The 22,255-nt window shown below is 73.0% G+C and carries 24 protein-coding genes; 12 read left to right on the top strand and 12 right to left on the bottom strand.

The features are described from left to right. The first annotated feature begins 29 nt into the window (after positions 1–29). The 5 genes from ABT354_RS33050 to ABT354_RS33030 all read left to right on the top strand — a co-directional run bounded on the left by ABT354_RS33050 (position 30) and on the right by ABT354_RS33030 (position 2,842). A complete protein-coding gene (locus tag ABT354_RS33050) occupies positions 30–665 on the top strand; it encodes a GOLPH3/VPS74 family protein (RefSeq protein ID WP_351500694.1) in 636 nt (211 codons plus the stop codon). A 410-nt stretch (positions 666–1,075) separates the two neighbouring features. After that, positions 1,076–1,276, top strand: a complete 201-nt coding sequence (locus ABT354_RS33045) for a hypothetical protein (RefSeq protein WP_351500684.1) — start codon at positions 1,076–1,078, stop codon at positions 1,274–1,276. Positions 1,277–1,668: 392 nt separating this feature from the next. Further along, positions 1,669–2,031 (top strand): hypothetical protein, encoded by a 363-nt coding sequence (locus ABT354_RS33040; RefSeq protein WP_351500682.1) that lies wholly within the window; start codon positions 1,669–1,671, stop codon positions 2,029–2,031. A gap of 80 nt (positions 2,032–2,111) precedes the next feature. After that, positions 2,112–2,492, top strand: coding sequence for a hypothetical protein (locus tag ABT354_RS33035; RefSeq protein WP_351500680.1), 381 nt, complete (start codon positions 2,112–2,114; stop codon positions 2,490–2,492). Further along, entirely contained in the window at positions 2,489–2,842 is a 354-nt protein-coding gene (locus ABT354_RS33030) for a DUF4913 domain-containing protein (protein ID WP_351500678.1), read from the top strand. Before ABT354_RS33035 ends, ABT354_RS33030 begins: the two co-directional genes overlap by 4 nt. Positions 2,843–2,849: 7 nt before the next feature. Here the strand turns inward: ABT354_RS33030 and ABT354_RS33025 are convergent, their stop codons facing one another. Further along, a complete protein-coding gene (locus ABT354_RS33025) occupies positions 2,850–3,044 on the bottom strand; it encodes a DUF397 domain-containing protein (RefSeq protein WP_351500676.1) in 195 nt (64 codons plus the stop codon). Between the two features lie 291 nt (positions 3,045–3,335). On the opposite strand from ABT354_RS33025, the gene ABT354_RS33020 reads away from it, so the two are divergent. The 4 genes from ABT354_RS33020 to ABT354_RS33005 all read left to right on the top strand — a co-directional run bounded on the left by ABT354_RS33020 (position 3,336) and on the right by ABT354_RS33005 (position 8,323). Next, complete coding sequence (locus ABT354_RS33020; protein ID WP_351500674.1) at positions 3,336–4,643, top strand: NAD(P)/FAD-dependent oxidoreductase; 1,308 nt, start codon at positions 3,336–3,338, stop codon at positions 4,641–4,643. 178 nt (positions 4,644–4,821) lie between these two features. Then, positions 4,822–6,042, top strand: coding sequence for a lycopene cyclase family protein (locus tag ABT354_RS33015; RefSeq protein WP_351500672.1), 1,221 nt, complete (start codon positions 4,822–4,824; stop codon positions 6,040–6,042). Then, positions 6,039–6,773, top strand: a complete 735-nt coding sequence (locus ABT354_RS33010) for a class I SAM-dependent methyltransferase (protein WP_351500670.1) — start codon at positions 6,039–6,041, stop codon at positions 6,771–6,773. The genes ABT354_RS33015 and ABT354_RS33010 overlap by 4 nt, the downstream gene beginning before the upstream one ends. Beyond that, a complete protein-coding gene (locus ABT354_RS33005; protein ID WP_351500667.1) occupies positions 6,770–8,323 on the top strand; it encodes an FAD-dependent oxidoreductase in 1,554 nt (517 codons plus the stop codon). The genes ABT354_RS33010 and ABT354_RS33005 overlap by 4 nt, the downstream gene beginning before the upstream one ends. 35 nt (positions 8,324–8,358) lie before the next feature. Here ABT354_RS33005 and ABT354_RS33000 read toward each other — a convergent pair whose 3' ends face one another. From ABT354_RS33000 to ABT354_RS32980, 5 genes are all read right to left on the bottom strand, one after another. Continuing rightward, positions 8,359–9,366: a DUF5914 domain-containing protein gene (locus tag ABT354_RS33000; protein WP_351500665.1), complete on the bottom strand. Its 1,008-nt coding sequence runs from the start codon at positions 9,364–9,366 to the stop codon at positions 8,359–8,361. After that, positions 9,363–10,358, bottom strand: a complete 996-nt coding sequence (locus ABT354_RS32995) for a phytoene/squalene synthase family protein (protein WP_351500663.1) — start codon at positions 10,356–10,358, stop codon at positions 9,363–9,365. Before ABT354_RS32995 ends, ABT354_RS33000 begins: the two co-directional genes overlap by 4 nt. After that, on the bottom strand, positions 10,345–11,937 hold the full coding sequence (crtI, locus tag ABT354_RS32990) for a phytoene desaturase family protein (protein WP_351500661.1): 1,593 nt from the start codon (positions 11,935–11,937) through the stop codon (positions 10,345–10,347). Before crtI ends, ABT354_RS32995 begins: the two co-directional genes overlap by 14 nt. Beyond that, positions 11,934–13,073, bottom strand: coding sequence for a polyprenyl synthetase family protein (locus tag ABT354_RS32985; RefSeq protein ID WP_351500659.1), 1,140 nt, complete (start codon positions 13,071–13,073; stop codon positions 11,934–11,936). The genes crtI and ABT354_RS32985 overlap by 4 nt, the downstream gene beginning before the upstream one ends. 729 nt (positions 13,074–13,802) lie before the next feature. After that, entirely contained in the window at positions 13,803–14,006 is a 204-nt protein-coding gene (locus ABT354_RS32980; RefSeq protein ID WP_351500657.1) for a hypothetical protein, read from the bottom strand. A 327-nt stretch (positions 14,007–14,333) separates the two neighbouring features. Here ABT354_RS32980 and ABT354_RS32975 point away from each other — a divergent pair, with 327 nt between their 5' ends. Then, a complete protein-coding gene (locus tag ABT354_RS32975; RefSeq protein ID WP_502983545.1) occupies positions 14,334–14,666 on the top strand; it encodes an SGNH/GDSL hydrolase family protein in 333 nt (110 codons plus the stop codon). Between the two features lie 116 nt (positions 14,667–14,782). Then, a complete protein-coding gene (locus ABT354_RS38140; RefSeq protein ID WP_502983544.1) occupies positions 14,783–14,950 on the top strand; it encodes a hypothetical protein in 168 nt (55 codons plus the stop codon). A gap of 289 nt (positions 14,951–15,239) precedes the next feature. Here the strand turns inward: ABT354_RS38140 and ABT354_RS32965 are convergent, their stop codons facing one another. The 6 genes from ABT354_RS32965 to ABT354_RS32940 form a co-directional block, all read right to left on the bottom strand. Beyond that, positions 15,240–15,533 carry a DUF2188 domain-containing protein gene (locus ABT354_RS32965; RefSeq protein ID WP_351500655.1) on the bottom strand — a complete coding sequence of 98 codons (294 nt, stop codon included), beginning with the start codon at positions 15,531–15,533 and terminating at the stop codon, positions 15,240–15,242. Between the two features lie 2,165 nt (positions 15,534–17,698). Then, on the bottom strand, positions 17,699–18,097 hold the full coding sequence (locus ABT354_RS32960; RefSeq protein WP_351500653.1) for a YunG family protein: 399 nt from the start codon (positions 18,095–18,097) through the stop codon (positions 17,699–17,701). A 197-nt stretch (positions 18,098–18,294) separates the two neighbouring features. Beyond that, positions 18,295–18,894: a hypothetical protein gene (locus ABT354_RS32955; protein ID WP_351500651.1), complete on the bottom strand. Its 600-nt coding sequence runs from the start codon at positions 18,892–18,894 to the stop codon at positions 18,295–18,297. A 218-nt stretch (positions 18,895–19,112) separates the two neighbouring features. Next, the gene (locus ABT354_RS32950) at positions 19,113–19,838 is read right to left on the bottom strand and encodes a hypothetical protein (RefSeq protein ID WP_351500649.1); all 726 of its coding nucleotides are present in this window, start codon (positions 19,836–19,838) and stop codon (positions 19,113–19,115) included. A gap of 110 nt (positions 19,839–19,948) precedes the next feature. Continuing rightward, positions 19,949–20,656 (bottom strand): SUKH-3 domain-containing protein, encoded by a 708-nt coding sequence (locus tag ABT354_RS32945; RefSeq protein WP_351500646.1) that lies wholly within the window; start codon positions 20,654–20,656, stop codon positions 19,949–19,951. After that, positions 20,637–21,437, bottom strand: coding sequence for a hypothetical protein (locus ABT354_RS32940; protein WP_351500696.1), 801 nt, complete (start codon positions 21,435–21,437; stop codon positions 20,637–20,639). Before ABT354_RS32940 ends, ABT354_RS32945 begins: the two co-directional genes overlap by 20 nt. 203 nt (positions 21,438–21,640) lie before the next feature. Between ABT354_RS32940 and ABT354_RS32935 the strand changes: the two genes are divergently transcribed. Continuing rightward, entirely contained in the window at positions 21,641–21,985 is a 345-nt protein-coding gene (locus ABT354_RS32935; RefSeq protein ID WP_351500644.1) for a hypothetical protein, read from the top strand. The last annotated feature ends 270 nt before the right edge of the window (positions 21,986–22,255 follow it).

Raw genomic sequence — 22,255 nt, 5'->3', positions numbered from 1 at the left:
TACACTCTTTTTGGTGAGTTCTTCTTTATCTGCGGGGGGTTCTAGACTACCGCGGCCCCCCCGGCGTCTGCCCGGGGACCCCCCCGCAAGGCGCGGGGCCGACCCTGGTGGAGCTGGTGCTCGCGGGCCGGATCACGGTGGACCCCGACGGCAGCGTTTCGGTGACCGACCCCGCCCCTGTCGGCCACCCCTCTCTGGACACCGCGCTCACCGACATCGTCGGCTGGAACAAGCCCGGCAAGGTCACCGCCTGGATCCAGCACCTGAAGAAGGACGCGGTCGCCGCGGCGGGCCAGGGCCTGCTGGACAAGGGCCTGGTCCGCGAGGAAACCAAGAAGGTCCTGGGGTTCTTCCCGGTTCGCCGGTACCCCGAGGCCGACGGCTCCGTCGAGGCAGCGGTGCGCGCGCGGCTCGACGCCGCCGTGCTGCACGACGGGAGCCCGGACGCGCGGACGGCGGGCCTGATCGCCCTGCTGCACGGCGCGAAGCTGGCCCCGCTGGCCTTCCCCGACGCCGACCGGTCCCAGGTCGAATCCAGAATGGCAGTGCTCGCACAGGGCCAGTGGGCGGCGCCCGCCGTCCGGCAGGCCATCGAGGCCACACGGCAGGCGCTGACGGCGATCGTCACCACCACCGTGGTCACCTCGGTCATCGCCGGCAGCTGACCGCGCCGAGGGTACCGGTGACACCCGGCTGACGCGTGCCGGGCACCCGGTACCCAGGGCCTCTCGTATGGATCGGGCCTCCCGCCGGATCGGGCCTCCCCGGGCCGCCGGACTCAAAGGGGAGAGAGCGGCGCACGCGAGCCCAGTGAGATCCAGCGAGAGGCCCCAGGCCTCGTACCGCTCGATCGTCGTAGTGGCCGGTCCCGTGCCGTCGACCTGTTCGGCGAGGTCGGTCAGGCCCGGCCACGGAGTGGGGATCGGCCCGGCTCCACGCCTCAGGGCGCCGGCGGCCGAACAGCCCGATGCCTGATCGCCCACGGGCGCACATCCGACGGCGGCACCGGCGTCCCCGGCCACTCGTCGGGCCGGAGCACAGCATCCTGGTGCGGCGCCCGGGGATTCCGTACGCCATGGCGCATCCCCGCCCGATCAAGGCGATCCACGCCGCGCTCTTCGCCGACGTCAGTGGTGCCCTCGTCGGGACGCCGTACCGGCTGGCCAACGGGCACGGCTGCTACCACCGGCCGGAGCGCCGCGAGGGCCTCTCCTTAAGGCGGCGGGAGGCAGGTCCGGGAGCAGCGGTGGTTTCACCCGGTGCACCCTTCGTGTGACGCCCGGCGCGGCCATGTTCATCGCGGTGGGCCGTGGCGGAGGGGGAGGGGGCGGCGGGGGCGCGGGCGGCGGGGGCGCGGGCGGTTCCGCCGGCACCATCCTCACCAGCGGTGCCTCTGGTGGCGCCGGCTCCCAGGGCGGGGCGGGAGTGGTCGCGCAGCCGGGATTCCTCACGCAGGTGCTCACCGGATCCCAGCGTGTGACGGTACGGGCCGGCCGGACCGGCGCCGGGGCGGCAGGCGGTTTCCGGGGTGGCGGAGGGGGTGGCGGTGAGAACGGAAAGCTCGGTCAGTCAGGCGGCGCCGGGGGTGCCGTGGGCGTTCCCGGCCCGGCGGCGGGTCCCGGGCAGGGCGGCGGGGCGTCCTTGGCGGGCAGTTGTACGGGTACGGGGGTGACAGCTCTGCGCGGGAATCCGGGCGGTGCGGGCATCTCCGGGAGCACCGGCCGGGAGGGCGATGTGGGCGGCAACGCGGCTCCCCGGCAGGGCGGTCCCGGTGGGCCCGGCGGCCGGGGCGGCACGGGCGGAGGCGGCGGTACGGCGGTCGTACCGCCCGCGAGCCCCATCGCTCCGCCCCCCGGTACGGGGGTCGGCGGCGCGGGAGGCGCGGGCGGCGACGGCGGTGCGGGCGGCCGGGGAGGCGACGGGGACCGGCCCAACGGGGCGGACCAGGCCCCCGGCAGCGGCGGCGGCCCCGGCACCGCCGGAGGGCCGGCCGGGTCCGGCGGCCCCGGGTATGTTCTGCTGACCTGGTGACAGAGGGCCCCGGCGACGGGACGGGTGGAAGGCGGTGGGTGTGACGCACCTGTCGTGGCGGGCCCGGTGAGGCGTGGGCCGTGAAGGGAGCCGTCGGGGAGCGGCTCCACCGGCCGGCTCCGGGTGCGCGTTCTCCCCGGTCCGGAGGCGGCGCGGGGTGCAGCCGGGCGGAGCCGGTCCGCGAGCCGTGCCCGGTCCCGAACGGACCCGGTCCCGAGGCCTTTGTCCTCCGCGAGGGCGGACTGGTCCACCGGCGGATCGGAGAGACCCGGGTGGTGCCCTGGACGGCGATCCCCGGTGTGACCGGGCGCGGCCAGGGCCACGGCCTGGGCCGGCTCCTGGGCTGGGACGTCCACCTGGTCATCCGGCTCCGTGACGGCGCACGGCTGCTGCCGACCGGCTGCACCCGTAACACACCCCGGCTCTCCGCCCCGAGGCCAGGCAGCTGGCCGACCGGGTGACCGTCGTACGCCGCGGCGGCCGCACCGTGCACACCAACGAACTCGGTGCCGACGCCCGGTGGAACCGTCCGGTCGGCGCGGCGGAGGCGCTGGTCCGCGAACGGGCCCGGCCGTTGAGCGCGGCCGAGACCGGCACGTTCCGCCGGCAGCTCGCCCGGCAGGAGTGCGCCGGCCCGGCCGGCTGCGGCCGGACCGGGCCGAGTACCTGGCACCGCGACCACCTGGGCCCCGCCCTGCGGGAGCTGCGGAGTTCCGTCGGACCCATCGGCGGCTGCACCAAGGGCGAACACCGCATCACCCACCGCATGCCGGGGCTCGTGCCCAGTGCGTGGAGTCACGGAAACGCCTGAGCGGTACTCACATGCCGTCGGTGCCGAGCGCTCCGAGGAAGGCGTGCCAGGCGGGTGAGGAGACAGTGAACGGGCGGCGGCCGCGGTCCTTGGTGTCGCGGACCAGCACGCCGTGCGAGACCGCCCGGGCGGCCTCCACACAAGCGTCCTCGAACTCGGTGCTGTAGGTGCTCTTGTGCCAGCCCTCGGGCGGGAGCGCCATGACAAACCCTCCTGGTCGCGGTGGAGATACAGAGCCGGGGCAACCCGGCCACGGAACACGGATCCTACGGAGCAGGGGAGAAGCGCGTGCCGGATCGGATGCGGAAGCCACGCTGGACACCGGCGGAGATGGACACCTCATTCCACACACCCGACGGTCGTGCCACGGACAAGTACACCGCCAACGGAGGCTCCCTGACGAAAAGGGGGCATGCGACGGGGTGGGCGCGGGAACGTGTGCGAGCGTATCCGCCTCCGCCCCCGAGGCGGTCCGGCTCAATGAGGAGCTGATGTGAACGGTCACCGCGGCGCTGGGCCTGATGTCATCGTCGTCGGAGCGGGTCTCGCGGGTCTCGCCTGTGCTCTGGATCTGTGCCGCGCCGGGCGCCGGGTGGCGCTGCTGGAGGCGTCCGACGGGGTGGGCGGCCGGATGCGGACGGACCGGCGGGAAGGCTTTCTGCTGGACCGGGGCTTCCAGGTGTTCAACACCTCGTATCCGCAGGTGAAGCGCCGCCTGGACCTGCGGGGGTTACGGTTGCGGCCCTTCGCTCCCGGCATCGTCGCGCACACACCGACGGGCCCGGTACGCCTCGCCGATCCGACCCGGCTCCCCGGGGCGGCGGGAACGCTGCTGCCCGGCGGCGTCCTGCCGGCCCGGGACCTGGCCGCCCTCGCCGCGCTCACCGCGAAGGACGTGCTGCTGCCCGCCCGCCTCCTCAAGAGCCGTCCCGACCGGACCACGGCCGCCGCCCTCGCGCGCGCCGGAGTGACGAACCGTACGGTCGCCGGGATCCTGCGGCCCTTCCTGTCCGGGGTGTTCCTGGAGGACCGGCTGGAGACATCGGACCGTTTCTTCCACCTGGTCTGGCGGAGCATGGTCAGGGGAACGCTCTGTCTGCCCGCCGACGGCATCGGAGCGGTGCCCGCCCAGTTGGCGGGCGACCTGCCCGAAGGAGTGCTCCGGCTGGATACGGCCGTGGAGGCGATCACCCCCACCGGGGTGCTCCTGCGGGGCGGCGGTGAGCTGGCGGCGGCCGCCGTCGTGGTGGCGACGGACGCAGCCGCCGCGGCACGTCTGCTCCCGGACCTCGCGGTCCCGCCCGGCCGTACGGTCACCACCTACTACCACGCCGTGACGCGCCCGCCGCTGACCGAGCCCCTGCTGGTGGTGGACGGCTCCGGTGTTGTGCTGAACACCTGTGTGCCCACCGCGGTCACTCCCACGTACGGCCCACCGGGCAGGGCGCTGGTCTCCACCTCCGTGCTGGGGGCCGACCGGCCCGGGGCGGGCGAGACCGTTCTGGGGCGCCTGGCCGAGCTGTACGGCACCGACACGAGCGGCTGGCGCCAGATCGGCGCGTACACCGTCGAAGGGGCGTTGCCCGCGATGGAGCCGCCGTGGCCGCTCAGCCGGACCACCCGGCTGGCCCCGGGCCGGTATGTGTGCGGGGACCACCGTGCGACCGGCAGCGTGCAGGGCGCCCTGGCCTCCGGTACCCGCGCCGCCCGGGAACTGCTCGGTGAGCGGGCGGGGCTGTCGACGGGACGACGGGGCGGGAATCCGCGCCCGCGGGCGGCCGGCGGACGGACGGGACGATGAGGGCCCGAAGCCGCGGCCGGGCCCGGCGAAGGGGAGTGACCGTGCGGCACACCGGCGCGCGGATACCGGTGGTGGCCGGCGCCGTCCCGGGTCCCGGCGGTCACCGGCCCGCCGAAACGTCCCGCCGGGGAGTGCGCCACGCCCGTGCCCGTGCCCGCGCCGTCGAACGGCGCGCGGCGTGAACGGGCACCCCGGCCTGTCCGGGGACCCGTGTGATGTAGCCGTCATCGGGGGCGGCGCGGCGGGACTCAGCCTCGCCCACCGGCTCGGCGCCTCCGCGTCCCTGACCGTCACCCTGGTGGACGCCCCCGAGGGACCCCTGCGGCCGGCCGAACGGACCTGGTGCTACTGGGACCGGGACACGGACGACCTCGGCGAAGCGGTCAGCGCCTCCTGGTCCCGGCTGCGGGTGCACGGCACCGACGGCCGGGCGGTGACGGTGGAGCCGGCCCCGCTGAGCTACCGCATGGTCAGGTCCAGGGACTTTGAACGGCTGGTCCACTCCCGGCTGGCCCGCTCCCCCCGCGTCCGCGTCGTGCGCGCCACGGCGGACGACGTACGGAGCACCGCGAGCGGCGCGGAGGTCCGCTGTACGACGCCACAGGGCCGGACGCTGCTGATCCGGGCCCGGAGCGTCTTCGACTCCCGCCCCCGGCGGGTGCTGCCACCGGCCAGAACCCTGCTCACCCAGCACTTCCGCGGCTGGTTCGTGGGCACCGATACGGAACGATTCGATCCCTCGGTCGCGGACCTGATGGACTTCCGGGTGCCCCAGCCGCGCCACGGGCTCGCGTTCGGCTACGTCCTGCCCCTGGCGCCCGACCGCGCACTCGTGGAGTACACGGAGTTCTCCCGGACACCGCTGACGACCGAGGCGTACGAAACGGCTCTGACCCACTACAGCCGCGACGTGCTGGGACTCGGCCCCCTGACAGTGGAGTCGGCCGAGCAGGGCTGCATCCCCATGGCCGACGCCCGCTTCACCCGGCGCGCGGGACCTTCCGTCTTCCGCATCGGAACGGCCGGCGGGGCGACCCGCCCGGCGACCGGATACACCTTCGCCGCCGTACAGCGGCAGAGCAGAGCCATCGCCGAGGCCCTGGACGCCGGGCGCGCGACCGCCCCCGCACCCCATGGGCGGCGGGCCCTGGCCATGGACGCCGTCCTGCTGCGTGCCCTGGACACCGGGAGGGTCGACGGCCCCGCGTTCTTCACCGATCTGTTCCGCCGCGTCCCGCCGGAGCGCCTGCTCCGCTTCCTCGACGGCGGCACCTCCGTCCGGGAGGAGTGGGGCATCGGCCTGCGGACCCCACTCCTCCCCATGCTCCGCACCGCTGTCGAAATCCCCTTCCTGCCCCGCCGCCCGACCGACCCCCGCCCCGAAGGACGTCGCCGATGACCCTGCTGCGCGACCACGACCTGGTGCTGGCCTTCGACCACGCCGCGCCCACCTACGACCGCCTCACGGCCCTCAACCCCGGCTACCGCGCCGGCCTCCTCCGTTCGGCACGCCGGCTGCGGCTGCCCCGGGAGGGGGACGGATCGCGTGTGCTGGACCTCGGCTGCGGCACCGGTGCCTCGACGGCGGCCCTGCTGCGGGCGTGGCCGCGCGCCCGGATCACGGCCGTCGACGCCTCGCCGGGGATGCTGCGCCGGGCGCTGGCCAAGCCGTGGCCCGCCGGTGTGCGCTTTCGGCACCTGACGGCGGAGGAGGCGGCGACGCGGGAGGAGGAGCCGTACGACGCGGTCTTCGCCGCCTATCTGTTCCGCAACCTCACCGACCCGGACGGAGTCCTGCGGGCCGTCCGTTCGCTGCTGCGGCCCGGCGGTCGGCTCGCCGTCCACGAGTACAGCCTCAGCGGTGCGCTCCTCCACCGAGCCCTGTGGGAGGCCGTCTGCCGCGCCGTGATCATCCCGGCGGGCAGTCTGACCGGTGACCGCGCCCTCTACCGGCATCTGTGGCGGAGCGTCCTCGACTTCGACACCGCGCCGGCCTTCACAGCGCGCCTCGCGGGCGCGGGGTTCACCGGCGTACGCGCGACCCCCCTCACCGGTTGGCAGACGGGGATCGCCCACACCTTCCTGGCCCTTGCCGGGGCCGCGGCGCCGCGGCCGGAGGGCGCCCGGTGAGCGGCTCCCGACCGGCGGCCCGCCGGGGACGCGACCGCCGGGCGGAACTCCTCCCGGCCCCGAGGGGCCGGGAGCGCTTCGCGCCCCGCGACGCACCGGCCGTCGCCGTGGCGGGCGGCGGCATCGCCGGCCTGGCGGCGGCGACCCTGCTGGCCGAACGGGGGGCCAGGGTGACCCTGTACGAGCGGGAGGAGTCGCTCGGCGGACGCCTCGCGGGCCGGCCCACCCGCCTCGGCGACGGGTCCGTGGTCACCATGAGCCGGGGATTCCACGCCTTCTTCCGCCAGTACTACAACCTGCGCGGCCTGCTGCGGCGGACCGACCCCGGGCTGGACCGGCTGCGCCCGCTGCCGGACTACCCGCTGTGGCACAGCGGCGGACTGCGGGACAGTTTCGCGCGGGTTCCACGGACACCGCCGTTCAGCGCGCTCGGCTTCGCCGCCCTCAGCCCGACCTTCGGCTGGCGCGACCTCGCCGCCCTGGACGTCCGTGCGGCGCTGCCCCTCCTCGACGTCCGCGTGCCCGAGGTCTACGAACGCTTCGACCACATCAGCGCGACGGCGTTCCTGGAGGGGGTCCGCTTCCCCCCGGCGGCGCACCATCTGGCCTTCGAGGTGTTCTCACGCAGCTTCTTCGCCGACCCGGGGGAGCTGTCGGCCGCCGAGCTGCTCCTGATGTTCCACATCTACTTCCTCGGCTCCGCCGAGGGCCTGCTCTTCGACGTACCGACCGAGCCCTTCCCCCAGGCACTGTGGGAGCCCCTCGGCGACTACCTCCAGCGGCTGGGAACGGACATCCGCACCGGAGCACCGGTGCGCGGCGTCCACCCCGAAGGCGCCGCGGGGGTGACGGTACGTACCGACAGCGCCATGGACCGGTACGACGCCCTGGTCCTCGCCCTCGACCCCGGAGCGCTGCGCGACCTCGTGGCCGCGTCACCCGGCCTCGGGGCCCCACAGTGGCGCGCGGACATCGCGTCCGTGACGACCGCCCCGCCCTTCCTCGTCTCCCGGCTCTGGCTCGACCGCCCGGTCCGCGCCGACCGGCCCGGATTCCTCGGCACCAGCGGCTACGGCGGCCTCGACAACGTCAGCGTCCTCGACCGCTACGAGGGGGAGGCCGCACGCTGGGCCGCGCGCAGCGGCGGCTCGGTGGTCGAACTGCACGCCTACGCCCTCGCAGAGGACGCCCGGCCCGAGAGTGTGCGCAACCGTCTCATGGAGAGTCTGGGCCGGGTGTACCCGGAGACGCGTGCGGCACGGATCGTGGACGCGCGGCACGAGTGGCGCTCCGACTGCCCCTTCTTCCCTGTGGGTTCCCACGCCCGGCGGCCCCCGGTGCGGACCTCCCACCCGAGGGTCGTGCTGGCCGGTGACGCGATCCGCTGCGACCTGCCCGTCGCCCTGATGGAACGCGCGGCCACCACGGGGTTCCTGGCGGCCGGGGTCCTGCTGGCGAACTGGGGGGTCCGGGGCCAGACCCTGTGGACGGTGCCCCGGTCCGGCCGCTCACGCGCCCTGCGGGCCCTCTCGGGGGCCGGGGCGCGGTGAACGGACGGGGGGCCACCCCGGAAAACGGGCGGGGCTCAGCCCGGGAACCGGCCCGTGCTGCGCAGCTCCCATCGCCGCTGCGCGTAGGCCAGGTCGTCGTGCCACAGCCTGGCCGAGGTCCGGCGCATCACGGGACGGAGGAGCGGCGCCACGGCGCGGGCCAGGGCGAAGCCCCGCCGGTCCGAGGCGGCGACGACCGCCTCGACCACGGCGGTCCTCGGCCGCGCGTCCGACGCCGGGGTCAGCGGCGTGGCGTGTGTCTCCACCACGGACGTCGACCCCTCGCCCCGCGTGATGCGCATGACCACGGTACGGGGCCCGGGAGAGGTGAATTCCGCCCGCACGGGGACCACCAGTCGGCTGGTCACCCGGAAGGACACGTCGACGACGAAGGCATCGTCCTCCTCGCCCAGGGGTGGGCGGGCCACCGTGAGGTCCACGAAGGAATACGGGTGGAACCACGAGCCGTGCCACGGATCGAGCCGGTTGGCGACCACGTCCTGCGGCTCGCACCGTCCGACCGCCGTGTACACGGCGTCCACCGCGCCGGCCGGTGCGGGACGCGCCGGTACCAGGGGCCGTTCCGAAGGCTCCTCGCCGCCGATGGCGTCCAGCCGGACCCACACCAGGACTCCGTCGTCGTGGACCGGGTACGGCTCCCATCCCCCGACCGCCCCGCCGTCCAGGGCCAGACCATGCCAGTGGCACACCAGCGTGCCGCACACCACCCGGCTTTCCCTCAGCGGTGCTCCGAGGTGAGGGCAGGCACCGGGGCCGGCGCGCAGGTCGCCGTCCTCCGACCGCCACAGCACGATCTCGACGCCGCCCACCGTCCTGCCGCAGGGGCGGCCACCGGGGTGCACGTCGCGGGAGGCGCCGACGACGAACCAGTTGCCGGAGGGTCGTGCCGAAGCACGCTTGAGTGCTTCGGCGATCACGGTGGGGCGCGCCTCGCGCCAGGTCGGTGGCTGGTTCGCCCAGGTGGACCGGCGGCGCCGCCGCAGAGGTGGTGACCAGGGCCTTCGGCGCGCCCGGTCGCTCATGTCACGGACCCCTTCCGCTGGGACATGGCGTCGCCCGTGCCCGGCGTCCCGGTACGGGCACCGGCGCTCAGGCGGGCGAGGGCGATCTGCAGGACTCCGGTGGCGGCCCTGGTCGCGCGCCGGCGGCGGGAGACCACGGCGCGGCGATGTACCACGGCGTACCCCTGTCGTGCGATGGCGTCGAGGATGCCGGCGTAGAGGGCGAAGGCGGTGCGGATGCACGGACGCGTCTGCGGGTCGAGCATGGCGATACCCGGTTGTGCCATGCGGTACACCCCTCTCGTCAGGGCTTCCGCGGCGACCAGGGCCGAGCGGATGCGCGGGTCGGTGCGGCCGGTGCGGCGGCTCCACTCCAGCAGCGGCCGGTCCACACCGTGGGCCGAGAGCAGATCCGTCGGCAGATAGACGCGGCCGCGGTCAAGGTCTTCACCCACGTCCCGCAGGAAGTTGGTGAGCTGGAAGGCGATGCCGAGGGCGGCCGCGTGCGGCGCCGCCTCGTCGCGGTCCACGACCGTGCCCAGCACGGGCAGCATCTGGAGACCGATCACGGCGGCCGAACCGTGCATGTAGGTGCGCAGGTCGGCGTAGGTCGGATAGTCCGTGATGTGCAGGTCGCTGCGCATGGAGGCCAGGAAGTCCGCGAACAGGGTGTGCTCGATGCCGTACCGGTCGGCGGTGGCCACGACGGCCCTGACCACGGGGTCGTCGCCCCCGCCGGTCCGCAGCCCGTGCGCGAGGTCGCCCTCCAGACGGCGCAGCAGCCGGTCACGTTCACCGGCTGTCCGGTGCCCGTCGTGGTCGTCCACGATGTCGTCCGCCCGGCGGGCGAAGCCGTACAGCGCGTGCACGGCGGGCCGACGCTCCACCGGGAGGAGCCGGGTGGCCAGGAAGTAGCTTCTGCCGTGGCGGGCGTTGAGCAGCCGGCAGCGCTCGTAGGCGGCACGCAGGGCGGGGTCGGTGACACCGGCGGCGTCCAGTTCACGACGGGTCACGGGCGGCCTCCGCGGCGGATTCGCGATCGGCCCGTGCGATCGGTGCGGCGGTCCTGGCGGCCTGTGGTGCCGGACGGGCGTACGGGTGCGGGGTCCGGGGCGGTCCGGTCACGCGCGCGGCGGCGAGTTTTCCGCTGATGAGCACCGTCGGGATGCCGACACCGGGGGTGGTGCCGCTGCCCGCCAGCACCACGTTGTCCACGCCGCGCACCAGGTTGCGGGGGCGGAAGGGGCCGGTCTGGGCGAAGGTGTGGGAGACCGAGAAGGGGCTGCCTCCCGCAAGTCCCTGAGCGGTCCAGTCCAGGGGCGTCACCAGGAGTTCCTGGCGGATGCTGGCGGCGAACCCGTCCAGGCCGCGGCGCTCCAGTTCGGCGACCAGGCTGTCGCGGTAGCGTGGCCCCAGATCGCGCCACTGCGGGCCGGAGGGTCCCACGTCGGTGTTCGGGCAGGGCGCCAGGACGTAGTGCAGGTGCCCGCCGGGCGGCGCCAGGCCGGGGTCGTGCGTGGTAGGGCGAGTGATCAGCAGCGACGGGTCGCTCATCAGCCGCCCCGAGCGGGTCAGTTCCTCGAAGGTGTCCTCCCAGGCGGCGCCGAAGGACAGGGTGTGGTGGGCGAGACCGGGCCAGGTACGGTCGGTCCCGGCGTGCAGGACGACGGCGGAGGGGGAATGGCGCAGTCGGACCGGCCGTCTGGGGGCACGGCCCAGGAGTCCGTACGCCGCGGGCAGGCCGCACGTCAGCACCACGGCGTCACAGGGAATGCGTTCGCCGGAGGCCAGGCGTACCGCGCGGACCCGGTCCCCCGACTGTTCCAGGGCGGTGACCTCGGCCGACCAGCGCAGGTCCGCGCCGGCCCGGGCCGCGGCGGCGGCCATCCCGCGCGGCAGGGCGTGCATGCCTCCTCTGGGGAACCAGACACCGGCCACGGTGTCCATGTAGGCGATCACCGCGTAGGCCGCCAGGGCCCTGGCGGGGGCGACTCCGGCGTACAGGGCCTGGAAGGAGAAGACACGGCGCAGCCGGGGGTCCGCGAGGAAGCGGCCGATGCGCCCCTCCAGCCGGCCGAAGCCGCCCAGCGCCGCCAGCCGCGCCAGGTCCGGGTGGAGCAGTTGGAGGGGGGAGTCGAAGTTTGTGTCGATGAACCGCCTCATCTGGGCCCGGTACAGCCGTTCCAGCCAGGTGCGCAGGGCGCGGTATCCGGCTGCCTCGGCCGGCCCCGCGAACCTTCTGACCTCGTCCTCCATCGCCGCGCCGTCGGTGTGGACGTCGAGTGCGGTCCCGTCCGCGAAGCAGGCGCGGTAGGCGGGGTGCAGGGGCGTGAGCGCGACATGCCTCGCGAGGCTGTCCCCCACGGCGGCGAACGCCTCGTCGGCCAGATGCGGCATGGTCAGGACCGTCGGCCCCGTGTCGATCTCGTAGCCGCCCAGTCGTACGCGGCCCGCCAGACCGCCGGGCCCGCCGTCCCGTTCGACGACGGTCACCCGGCGGCCCGCGCCCAGCAGGTGCAGCGCACAGGCGAGTCCGGAGAGCCCGGCTCCCACCACGACCACATGATCGGCCGGTCCCGGTACTGTCCTCACGCGGCCTCCCCGGCACGGCGCGGCGCGAGCCCGGCCGCCCGCTCGACCAGGGCCTCGAACTCCCGCCGGACGGTGGGCTCCGCGCCGGTCCGGGCGAAGTGCCTCAGGCTCGCGTCGGCCAGTTGCGTGATCTCGGCCTCGACGGCGGCACGCGCCCCGATACGTTCCAGGGCTGCGCGCATCAGTCGTACGGTGCCGGGTCCCGGGGGTTCACCCGGGACGAGGATGTTCGCGGACTCCCGGTCGCCGAGGGCGTCGGCCAGCCGGGCTCCGGCGGCGAGCAGATAGGTGGGTTTACGGGTCCGCAGGTCGTCGCCGGCCGGCTTCCCCGTCAGGTCGGGGTCGCCGAAGGCTCCGATGATGTCGTCGCGGAGCTGGAAGGCGAGGCCGGCACAGCGTCCGGCGGAACGCAGCGCCTCCAGGACGGAGGCATCGGCGTCGGCCAGGATGCCGCCCAGCGCGAGGGGACGTCCGACGGTGTACAGGGCGCTCTTGAGGGTGGCGATGGTGACCGCGTCCTCGACCGCCAGGGCCCCGGTGGCCTGAGCGTGGAGGTCACGGTACTGCCCGGCGACCATCTCGCCGCGCATCTCCTGCCACTCGCGGTGCAGTCGCGGCCCGTGCGGCGAGCCGAGCGCCGTCTCGGTCAGCAGATCGTCCGCCCAGACCAGGGCGAGGTCCCCGGCGAGTACGGCCGCGGAGGCCGCGAAGGCGCCGGGCGGGCCGGTCATATGCCCGGACTCGTGCATCCGGGCGAGTTCCACATGGACGGACGGCGCGCCCCGGCGCAGGGCCGAGTCGTCCATCACGTCGTCGTGGATGAGAGCGCATGCCTGGACGAGTTCCAGGGCGGCGCCCGTACGCAGCAGAGCCGCGAGGTCTCCCGCCCCGCCGGCCGCCCGCCATCCGCACCACGCGAACGACGTGCGCAGCCGCTTGCCGCCGCAGAGGACCAGGGCGGTCACGCGTTCGGCGATGTCACGGGCGAACACCGGGTCCGTGGCGCGGGCCCGTTCCAGCGCCTCGTCAAGGACGCGCCCGAGTTCCGCTTCCGCGGCCCGTGCCGCGTCGCGGGCCGTGAGCGGGCCGTCGGCGGGCCTGACCGGTTCGGCCCCGGTGGGCCGCGGTCCCAGCATGGGCACCCCTTCTCGCTGGTGGACACCTCTGCACCATGTAGTTCGCCCGGGTACCCCGATCCGCATGCGGAATGCCTACCCAACCGGGAGAGCCGTCCGGGCGAGGCAACTCCATTGGCCCAGCGGCGCCACCGACCTGGCGGCGCGGCGTTGCAACAGGGCGGTGGGCCGGCCGAGAGTGCGCACCTTGGCGCGAAGGGGTCGGGTGGTCGACCGGAACCCCATCGGCGATGACGGTCCGGCGCACGTTCCGGTCCCCGTCGGGGTCGTGGTCACCCATGACGACGTCGAGCGAGACACCGTTGTCGATCCCGGCGCCAGGGGGCGAGGGCGGTCTTCAGGGCGCCGAGGCCCTACGGGTCTTCGTCCGTGCGCGCTCGTAGGGCGAGCGGGTCGGGAGCACCGGCTGGTCCGGTGCCGCCTGCTCGGGGGTCGGGCCACTCATCGGGCTTCCTTCCGGTTCGACCCGTTCAGTGTCGTCCCCGGGCGTCCCGGAACCAGCGCAGGACGCCGGCGCGGCTGAGCCGCCACTCCGGGCAGCACTGGGTCAGCACATGGGAGGCGAAGTCGAAGCTGAGCGTCGCCTGGAGGACCGGGTCAGCGGGCCGTACTGCAAACCCGCAGGTCCAGGGATCACCCAGACCCAGGGCGTCGGCGAGGACCGCGTCGGAGGCCCGGCCGGGGTCGAGGCCGGCTGGGCACCCGGGACAGCAGCGCCTGTGCCTCCAGTCAGGCCCAGGCATCGGAGAGGCGGTCGACGAGTACCTCGGTGTCCGGCTCGTCCTGGAACGCCTGGCGGGCCGAGCCCATCGTTCCTCGGTACTGCGGGAATCCAGTGCCGGCGGCGAGGTGCTTCAGAAGGAGGAGCGCAACGTCCCGGGTGGGCAGTTGCCGGATCTGTTCCGCCGGAACCGGCGGCGTGGACGTGTACATCGTGGGCACACGCTACGTCCTGGCACCGACAGCCAAGTGCCGTACCCCGCCCGGGGGGGGACACCGATGGGCCGAATCGGTGACGGCGCGTATCGGTGCTCGTCCTGCCGGATGGAAGGTGCGGCCCGGCAACAGACCGGAGGCACCGACAGGGAGCGGCACATGGCGTACGAGGTGATCGAGTGGAGTTCCGTACGGAACTCCACGCCCGCTGGTCGGTGTTCTTCGACCACCTCCGAGTGCCCTGGGCGTACGAACCGGTGACCTTCTACGACAGCGGAGGCGGCCAAGCCCGATGTCGTACTGCTCCACATCGGCACCAACGACATGGGCCGGAACAACGCGGTCGCGTCCGCACCGGCCAGGCTCGCCACCCTCCTCGACCAGATACACGCGGCCTCGCCGCAGACCACCGTCGTCCTGGCCACGCTCGTCCCGTCCACCTCACCGGTCGTGCAGGCCCACATCGACACGTACAACGCGCAGCTCCCCGGGATCGTCAAGGCCCGGCAGGACAAGAAGCACAAGGTCGCACTCGTCAGCATGGGCGCGCTGACCAACGCCGACATCAACGACCGGCCGCACCCGGACAACGCGGGCCACACCAAGACGGCCGCCGCCTTCGCCGGGGGCATCGACACGGCCGCCCGCGACGGCTGAATCAGCGAGCAGGTGACGGTGCACCCGGCGCCCCGCGCGCCGGTCTCGGTGACTACCAGGTCGACGTCAACGGCGACGGGTACGCCGACTGCCTCACGGTCGACGCGGCGGGTGCCGTGCGAGCGTGGCTGAACAAGGGCGGCACGGGCACGGCCGGCTGGACCAGTGCCGGGCAGATCGCCTCCGGTGCCGATGTCCAGGGCTCCTCCAGGCGCCTCGCCGACATCGACGCCGACCGCCGGGACGACCTTCTGGCGGTCGCGGCGGACGGGCGAACTGTCTGACGGCGGCCGCGGACGGGTGGGCACCTGACCGATGTCGGGAAGGGCCGCTCGTTCGTTGTTCACGTGGCCGGTACGGGCCGTGGCCTCGCCCCGGCGGCGTCCCGGTACTCATGGTGGTCCGGGGCCCTTCGTAGCGGCTGAAGGCACGCGGCGAGGTCATCCGCTGATCCGCGCGTTCTCCGGGCAACGGCCCCATCGACCCGGGGGGCGGGTCCGTTCGAAGACCCCGGCGCCGCCATCGTTATCCGGCTCCGTCCCCCGCCCCCGTCCAGGAGCCGTCGGGCAGACCCTAGTAGACGCCGCCGGGTGATCCTGCCCGGCGGCCCCGCCCGCCGCGGGACGTCCCGGGGGAGCCGTAGGTGTAGGCGCTGCGGACATGGCCGTCCGCGGCATGGACGACGACCTGGGCGGGAGTGTGTTCCTTCGCCCGCTCGCGGGCGGCGTGCAGGGCGCCCTTCTGCGTATGGTGCGGCTCGCGCAGTACCCGGCGTCCTTCCCGGCCTTCGACCTCCCAGCGCACCCCCGCCGCGGTCGCCCGTGCCGTGGATCGCTGGACGTGGTAGACGGTCTGCTTCGCTGCCATGATCAGTTGCCTCGTCTTCGGGCGGGTTTTCGGCGCCGCGACGGCGCCGCCTTGTCGGCCGGGGCCCTCTTCGCGGCTCGCTTCTTCGGGGCTCGCCGCTCCGGGGCGGGCATCTCGTGCACGGTTACCACTCCCTCGGCCGACGGTGCTCACGAGTGTCGGCTACCGGCTCCTCCGACGCGGCCATCGGCTCGACGGACGCCCGCTCGATGAGGGCGACGATCCCGATCGCCTTCGCGGCTCGGCAGCGGCATCCCGGTAAGGTCCTCGACGGTGCCAGGGACGACGTGATTCCTGCTGACCCCGTGCCTTCGGGCTGCACACCACCGTGACCAGGCCGACAGCCATCGCGCCCAGGCCGGACGGGACCGTCCGGACCACAGAGGGACAGGGCGTCACACACCCTCTCCAGGCTATGCGGCCCCAGCCCGTGATCGCACGCGCAATGACGGCGACGGGAAGGTGACCGTACGGGGAGTGGCCACCGATCCCACCCACCCGGCCGCCATCTGCGGTACGTTCCGAACGACGCGGCCGGGCCCTCGCTCGTCCTGCGCGACCTGCCACCCACCGGAAGGGAGGTGGCGATGGCCGCCCTGCCCTACTGCAAGGTCGACGTCCCCATACAGCACACCACCGGACGCTCCGGCGTGCGCGTGTGGCTCAGCGCGCTCACTGTCCAGTGAGCCTCCTGATCTGGCCGGTTGAGTGCCCGGCGTCGTGAGCCGATAGCCCCCCAGGTACTGGCTGCGCGAGCCACTGGATTGGTCCGCGTGGGAACGTGGGGGCAGAGTTATCGGTAGGTGGGTCCGGCGGAGCTGAAGGTGCTCGTCCGGGCGGGTAGTGAGGGTCGGAGCATCCGATCGTCAGCGGACTTGGACGAGTGGGTCTCCGCGCTGCCCCTGAAGGAGCCGGCCCAGCCCTTCACCTTCGTCGTCGATGGCGGCGGGGAACTTCCGCAGGAGTGGAACATAGGGGAGCCCGGGTGACTGGTCAGACAGCGGAGATCACATCGCGATGCGCGTGCGGCAGCGCAGCAGTCCGACAGGTGAACCAGTTCATCCTTCACGATGATTTGTGGTGGGACTCGGAGTTCTCTTGCGGGTCCTGCGGCACCAGCTTGTGCGAACACGCCGGCCGGGGACCAGCGCCTGCTGATGTCCGGGAGGCCCTACTCGCAGCGCACGGCCCTGTCAGGCTCCGGCTGGTCGGTCCGGTTCCCGATCTCGTGCCGGTCTTGAAGGTCCTTCGGGAGATCTCAGCGGCCTCGTTGTCGCGCGCTCGTGAGCTGGCTGGGGAGCTGAGCCACGATGGCCTGGTGGGAACCTTGTCGGAGATGGAGTTCCTCAAGACCCGGTTGCATCTGCGCGGGGTTCACGTCGCCATCGATCAGTAGCTGTACTCGGAGAAACCGATAACTCACGGATACCGGGCGCTGGTGAGCACCGCCTCGCCTACCCCGCGCCCGACGCCCAATCCCTGTGGACCAGTACCTTGACGCCGCCCCCGTCCCGGACGACGCCGCCCGGACAACCGCCCGGTTCCGGGCCATCTCCTCCCCCACACCACCGCGACCACCGCGCGGCTCTGTGTCGACACCCTCGAAGTCCTAGGTCGTCTCTTTCGGATCTTGCTGGGCTCGCGTGCCCTGGCACCGCACCTCGCCGCGTTGTCGTCAATCACCAATGGCCCCCTGGGCCCTGGCGGGCCCGGGAGGTACCCCCACCGCAGTGGCTCAATCCTCCGCCTTGCGATGCACGTCACCAGACCCCGCTCCCTGATCCAGCCTGATCCGAAAGAAACTCCCTAGGCGACGTCGCCCACGCCATGGTCCCGCCCGTCAACGGCCGCAGGGCCGGGCGGTCGCGGTGGCCCCTCATCGCACCGGCGGACGAGCGGGCCCGTCCGCCGGGCGCGAGCGTGCGGTGGAACTCGGCGAACACCGTCGGCATCGCGCGTGACAGCGGCTCCATCTCGGCCGGAGGCGGCACGCGTTCGACGTCATCGGCGGCGATGGTGTCGTACGACTCGCGGACGGTGGCCAGAAAGGAGGCTCGGCCATGCGGGCGACCCTGGGCCAGGCAACTGAACGACCACGACGGGACCTCCGGCCGACCTGCGCGACTCCTGGGCGGAGAGCCCGGGGCCGGCTGACCGTCGTCTCCTCAGACGGGCTCCGGAAGCGGACCAAGGTGCTTGATCACACGCTCACGGAGCAGGAGGTACTCCTCCCAGCGGCGGGGCAGCGGGCCCGGCGGCCGTACGACGACACGAGCGGACGTGATCGTCTGCCCGCGCCGGAACTGCTCGCGGGTCAGGTCGAGTTCCACACCGCTGGGCAGCCGGTTCCACCAGTGGAAACCGTGCTGGGTCCCGTCACAATGCACCTCGCCGACCATGAGATCACCGCCGAAGACATCGTTGACGATCAAGGCGGTGATGTCGCAGTGTCCCCAGGCCGGGTTGTCCGGCTGCCAGTCGGCCCGGTCGTCGGGCGAGCAGATGTCGGCGGCCCAGCCGGCACGCAGGGCCCTGTCGAGATCAAGCAGGTTCCAAGGGGTCATGCCGGCAGCATCGCAGCCGCCACTGACATCACCGACGGCGCAGGCGCCACGGCCCGGCCGTCCCCACCCTGCACGGATGCCGCCGAGCGGAGGACGAACAGTCATACCGGACAGGTAGATCCTCAACCAGAGTGACGACGGCTTCGGCGAGGGTGCTCAAACCGGTCCCGGTCCCGGGTGATCCGGTCCGGCCGGTGCTACTCGTAGATGCGCGCGACCGAGAGTTGCAGGGCGACGGAGCGCCAGGTGACCGGTGAGAGTTGGGCATGGCGTGGCGAGTCGGCGCCCACCCAGGAGGCCCAGGAGGCGAGCCAGTCGTGGAGGGTGCCGTGGGCCCAGGTGCCTCCGTCGCCGGCCCATGCGCCGCGTTCGGCTCTCTCCTGCATTTCGCGTCGGTCCCGGGCGAAGTCCATGGCGAGCGTCGCGGCGTACATGCTCAGGTCCCTTGGGGTGTCGACCTCTTCGTGCCGGGTGCCGGAGTCGGCGAGTACGCAGTTGTACCCGGGCGGGGTCGTGCGGACCCGGTCGAGCTGATGGGCCAGTCCGCGCCAGCCGGGTCGGCCGGGGGCTTCCTCGTGCAGCAGGTCGGTGCCGTCGGCGCGGCTGCCCAGCAGGCGCACCCAGCCCCACAGGAAACCGTCGATGCTCCGGTGGGTCCAGTCCAGGGCTGCGGGCGCCCCGGAGCCCTCGCCGCCCTGGGCACGCTCGCAGTCGAAGGCCAGGAAGCGGAGGTAAGAGGAGAAATCCGCTCGGGAATCCACCTGCTGCCAGGAGTCGAGGTTTCGAGGTGTGGGCACATCGAGAGGCTACGGTCCCGGCTCACCCTCGTCGACGGCATTGTTCGTGGAAGCCGGTTTCATCGAGGTCTGTGACGCGGTGCCGGACCGGCTCCTCCGAGACAGCACGGCGGGGCGGCCATAGGGGTGCGGCTCCATTGACCACCACCACGTCACCAAGACGCCCGTACGGTCGGCCGGGCTTTCTGTCCTGCTGCCCGTACCGAACCGCCGTTCGCCTACGGCTGGTCGAGCACAGCCGTCACCGGCATCGCGAGGGCATGTGCGAGAGCGCTGGTCACGGGAGTGATGTGGTGGGGCAGGTGCTGTGCCACCCAGTCGGAGGCCACGGACAGAAATCGGGTCAGGTCGCGTTCGGCGCTGTCCATCAGGTCGCGGAGTTCCCGCACGGACAGCTCGATCACCGGGCTGTCGCGCTGCTCGACATCGACGGTCAGCCGGACCGTATCGCCCACCCGCTCGGCCATGGGGTCGGGGTCGTGCCCGAAGGACGCATGGCCGATGCCGTCGGTGACGTCACTCCAGGCGCGCCACTCCTCCAGCCCGTTGCAGCACCCGGGCAGGAAGACGATTCCCTTGCGGCGGTCCGTGACCCGCATGCCTCCGGCCGCGAACGGAGCGTCGAAGGTCAGAAGTCCATGAAGGAACGACCCGAGCGGGTCCGCAGGCCGGGGCGGGCGGTCATCCTGTACGGGATCGATGTCGTTGCAGGCGGCGATGCCCATCACGGCCGTCCCGATCTCCGCTGGACCGAGCTCGCCGCTGAGCGTCAGATAGCCGTGCCGGTCCACTCCGGCGACCGGCCAGAGGTCGAAGTCGGACGGGTGGGTCTCCAGCACCGGCTGCATCACGATCACCTGGAGATTGTTCCGCACCCTTCCCCGTACCGCCTCCGGGTTTACGCCCGCCGCGCAGGTGCCCGGACCGATCGCGACCTTGCCCATGTCGTCCGACAGCGGACGGTGGGAGCGCGCCGACGTCGTCGCTGATCCACGGGCGAGGCGCCACGGGCATGTGTTGGAGCGCCGATACCTGACCCGTCAGGCGTCTCACCTCAATCGATACGCCGAGGAGCGATGCCCAGGACGATCTTCTCCAGTGCCTCCCGGGCCGGGCCGAACGTCGCCACCCAGGCCTCGACCAGATAGATCTCGCTGGTCTCGTCGATACCGAGGAGGAACCGGCCCTCTTCCAGCTCACCGATGGGGAAGATGTCCCGCCCGAGCGTCGCTCCCCAGTCGGCGAATCGATCCTCTTCGCCCACCGCGAGTTCGGGATCAAAGGTGAAGGGCGCCCGTGCGCAGGTGATGCCCGGCCCGCTGGTCCGTACGTCCAGGCCGCCGAACTCGGTCAAGAAGCGTTCGGCGGCCTCATGCATCCGGACCAGCCCCGTGGCCTCCAGCATCTCGCGCCACCGCTGAACCGGAACGCGGCGCCCCGGATGCCATCCGGCCGCCCGCAGCGTCTCCTCGACCTCACCGGCATCGCGCCGGACCGCCGCCGCAGCCTCGACCCACGCCTGATCCACGGGTACGTTCTCAGGCCAGCCCGGCCGCCACCGGGCGAGCCATGCGTCGAAGTCCTCCCGCAGGAACCGGCGCTCCACGGGCTTGAGCCGCACCTGCGGGTGTGCATCGGCCCACCAGACCTCGAACTCCGCCACGGTCCCCACCTCGGGCCAGCGCTCCACGGCGGACGGAAGCAGCAGCACGTCGACAAAGCCTCCGACCGGAAGGCCGATGTCAACGAAGATCCCCGTCACGCCCGGGTTCGGGACCGCCGCCACCGTCCCTGAAAGCCTCTGCCCCAACCGCAGGCCCCTGCGGGCCTGGATCCACTCCTCGACGCTGACCATGAAGTACATCCTCGCAGCGGTGGACATCATCGCTACGGGGTGAGCGGTTACGACAGTGCTGTCGTCCGGCCCCGGTCGGCCATGAGCACACCGGCCTGCACCATGAGCCTTCGCGGGCGAGGAGACGGGCGAGGTGCTGCTCCGGAGTGATGGTCGCCAGCCATGGGAAATCGTCGTCTCCCGGGTCCGGGTCGGCACCGTCCTTGGCGAAGATCTCGACCAGTTCGGCCGGGTACGGCGGCCCGGACCTCTCGGCCGCGAGCAGGGCGGCGGCGAGTCCGACCTCGGGCAACGGGCTGTCGAGGGGCTCCAGCAGCCGGCCGAACCGGTTCAGGACGCCCAAGGCGTTCAGCTCGGTCAGCGAGCCGGCCTCGGGAACGGGAACGAAGTGGTTGCGACGGTAGTAGCCGATCTGGCCCTCGCCCCCGCCCTTCTCGTGGGCGCTCTCGATACCGGGACAGCAGGAGAAGGGGTTGATGGCCTGTGGCCGCCCGGTCGCGGCGGCACCGGCGCGGGCCGGGGTGGAGCAGTGTCCGTAGAGGCAGAAGAAGCCGGAGAATGTGCCTGGATCACTGTGGCTGGGGTGGTGCGGCAACGGGTCACCGCACTCCGGGGCCAGGGCCTCGGCCCGGACGGGTACGCCCTCGACGGGGCCCTCGATGCCCTGGGACAGCCGGCGCCGCAGCAAGGGTGCAGCCGAAAGCGGCGGCCCTGGGACGTTCGGCCAGGTGGTCCGCTGCCCCGGGATGGCCCGGTCGGCCTCGGCCAGCGGGAATGCTGGGCCTTCCCGTGCTTTGCCGCCAGGGGTTCGTACGGCGCGCCGGGGGTGGATATCCGGGTAGTTCGGGGAACCGTACGCGGATGGGTGCGGTGGGTCGGCACACTGGCCTGGTGACTTCCTGGATGCACCGCCGCTGGCTGGGGCTGTGGGCCCGTCTGCACCGCGATTTCGACAGCACCGACCCCGTCGCGAAGAGGTCCGCCCGTGTCACCTGGTCACTGCTGACCGCAGTCGCCTGCGTGGTGCTGGGCCGCACGGTCACCTGGGCCTCCCAGGCCGTGGGTGCGTCCACCGCGACGACAGGGTGGCTCGGCGTGTGGGTCCTGCTCGTGGTGTTCACCATCGCGCTGTCCGCCGTCGCCGCCGGACCGGGCCGTACCCGCCGGCCGGTGCTGATCGCGACCGGTCTCGTGACCGTCGTGATCCTGCTGACGGCACTGTCCTGGCAGCCCTGACAGCAGAGGTGCCCGACCGGTCAGCTCGGCAAGCTGGGTCTGCTCGAACCCCAGATCGGCCAGGAGGGCCCTCGCCGCGCCCCTGCCGGGGACGCACCAGTCCCTCGGCCTCCGGGACGCTCATCGCCCGGTTCACCAGACTGCGGGAGGCCCCGTACTTCAGGGCCACCACCGTCCACCTCGCCCATCTCGGACACCGGGCCGGCGACCACCCCGGCACAGGGGAACGCCACACATCACATGACCCCGCAGCACGGCCTTGTGCTGCGG

It is taken from the genome of Streptomyces sp. NPDC000594 (genome assembly GCF_040299965.1).
Lineage (GTDB): Bacteria > Actinomycetota > Actinomycetes > Streptomycetales > Streptomycetaceae > Streptomyces.
Note: the sequence above shows the minus strand (reverse complement) of the source record. Positions and strands in the feature narration are given on the sequence as shown.

Bases quoted from the DNA above. Each gene is read 5' to 3' on its own strand.
- ABT354_RS33045 (WP_351500684.1), top strand. From the start codon at position 1,076: ATGGCGCATCCCCGCCCGATCAAGGCGATCCACGCCGCGCTCTTCGCC.
- ABT354_RS33025 (WP_351500676.1), bottom strand. From the start codon at position 3,044: ATGGCGCTCCCGCCCGAGGGCTGGCACAAGAGCACCTACAGCACCGAG.
- ABT354_RS33010 (WP_351500670.1), top strand. From the start codon at position 6,039: ATGACCCTGCTGCGCGACCACGACCTGGTGCTGGCCTTCGACCACGCC.
- ABT354_RS33000 (WP_351500665.1), bottom strand. From the start codon at position 9,366: ATGAGCGACCGGGCGCGCCGAAGGCCCTGGTCACCACCTCTGCGGCGG.
- ABT354_RS32985 (WP_351500659.1), bottom strand. From the start codon at position 13,073: ATGCTGGGACCGCGGCCCACCGGGGCCGAACCGGTCAGGCCCGCCGAC.
- ABT354_RS32980 (WP_351500657.1), bottom strand. From the start codon at position 14,006: ATGTACACGTCCACGCCGCCGGTTCCGGCGGAACAGATCCGGCAACTG.
- ABT354_RS32975 (WP_502983545.1), top strand. From the start codon at position 14,334: ATGGGCCGGAACAACGCGGTCGCGTCCGCACCGGCCAGGCTCGCCACC.
- ABT354_RS32965 (WP_351500655.1), bottom strand. From the start codon at position 15,533: ATGGCAGCGAAGCAGACCGTCTACCACGTCCAGCGATCCACGGCACGG.
- ABT354_RS32960 (WP_351500653.1), bottom strand. From the start codon at position 18,097: ATGACCCCTTGGAACCTGCTTGATCTCGACAGGGCCCTGCGTGCCGGC.
- ABT354_RS32950 (WP_351500649.1), bottom strand. From the start codon at position 19,838: ATGGGCAAGGTCGCGATCGGTCCGGGCACCTGCGCGGCGGGCGTAAAC.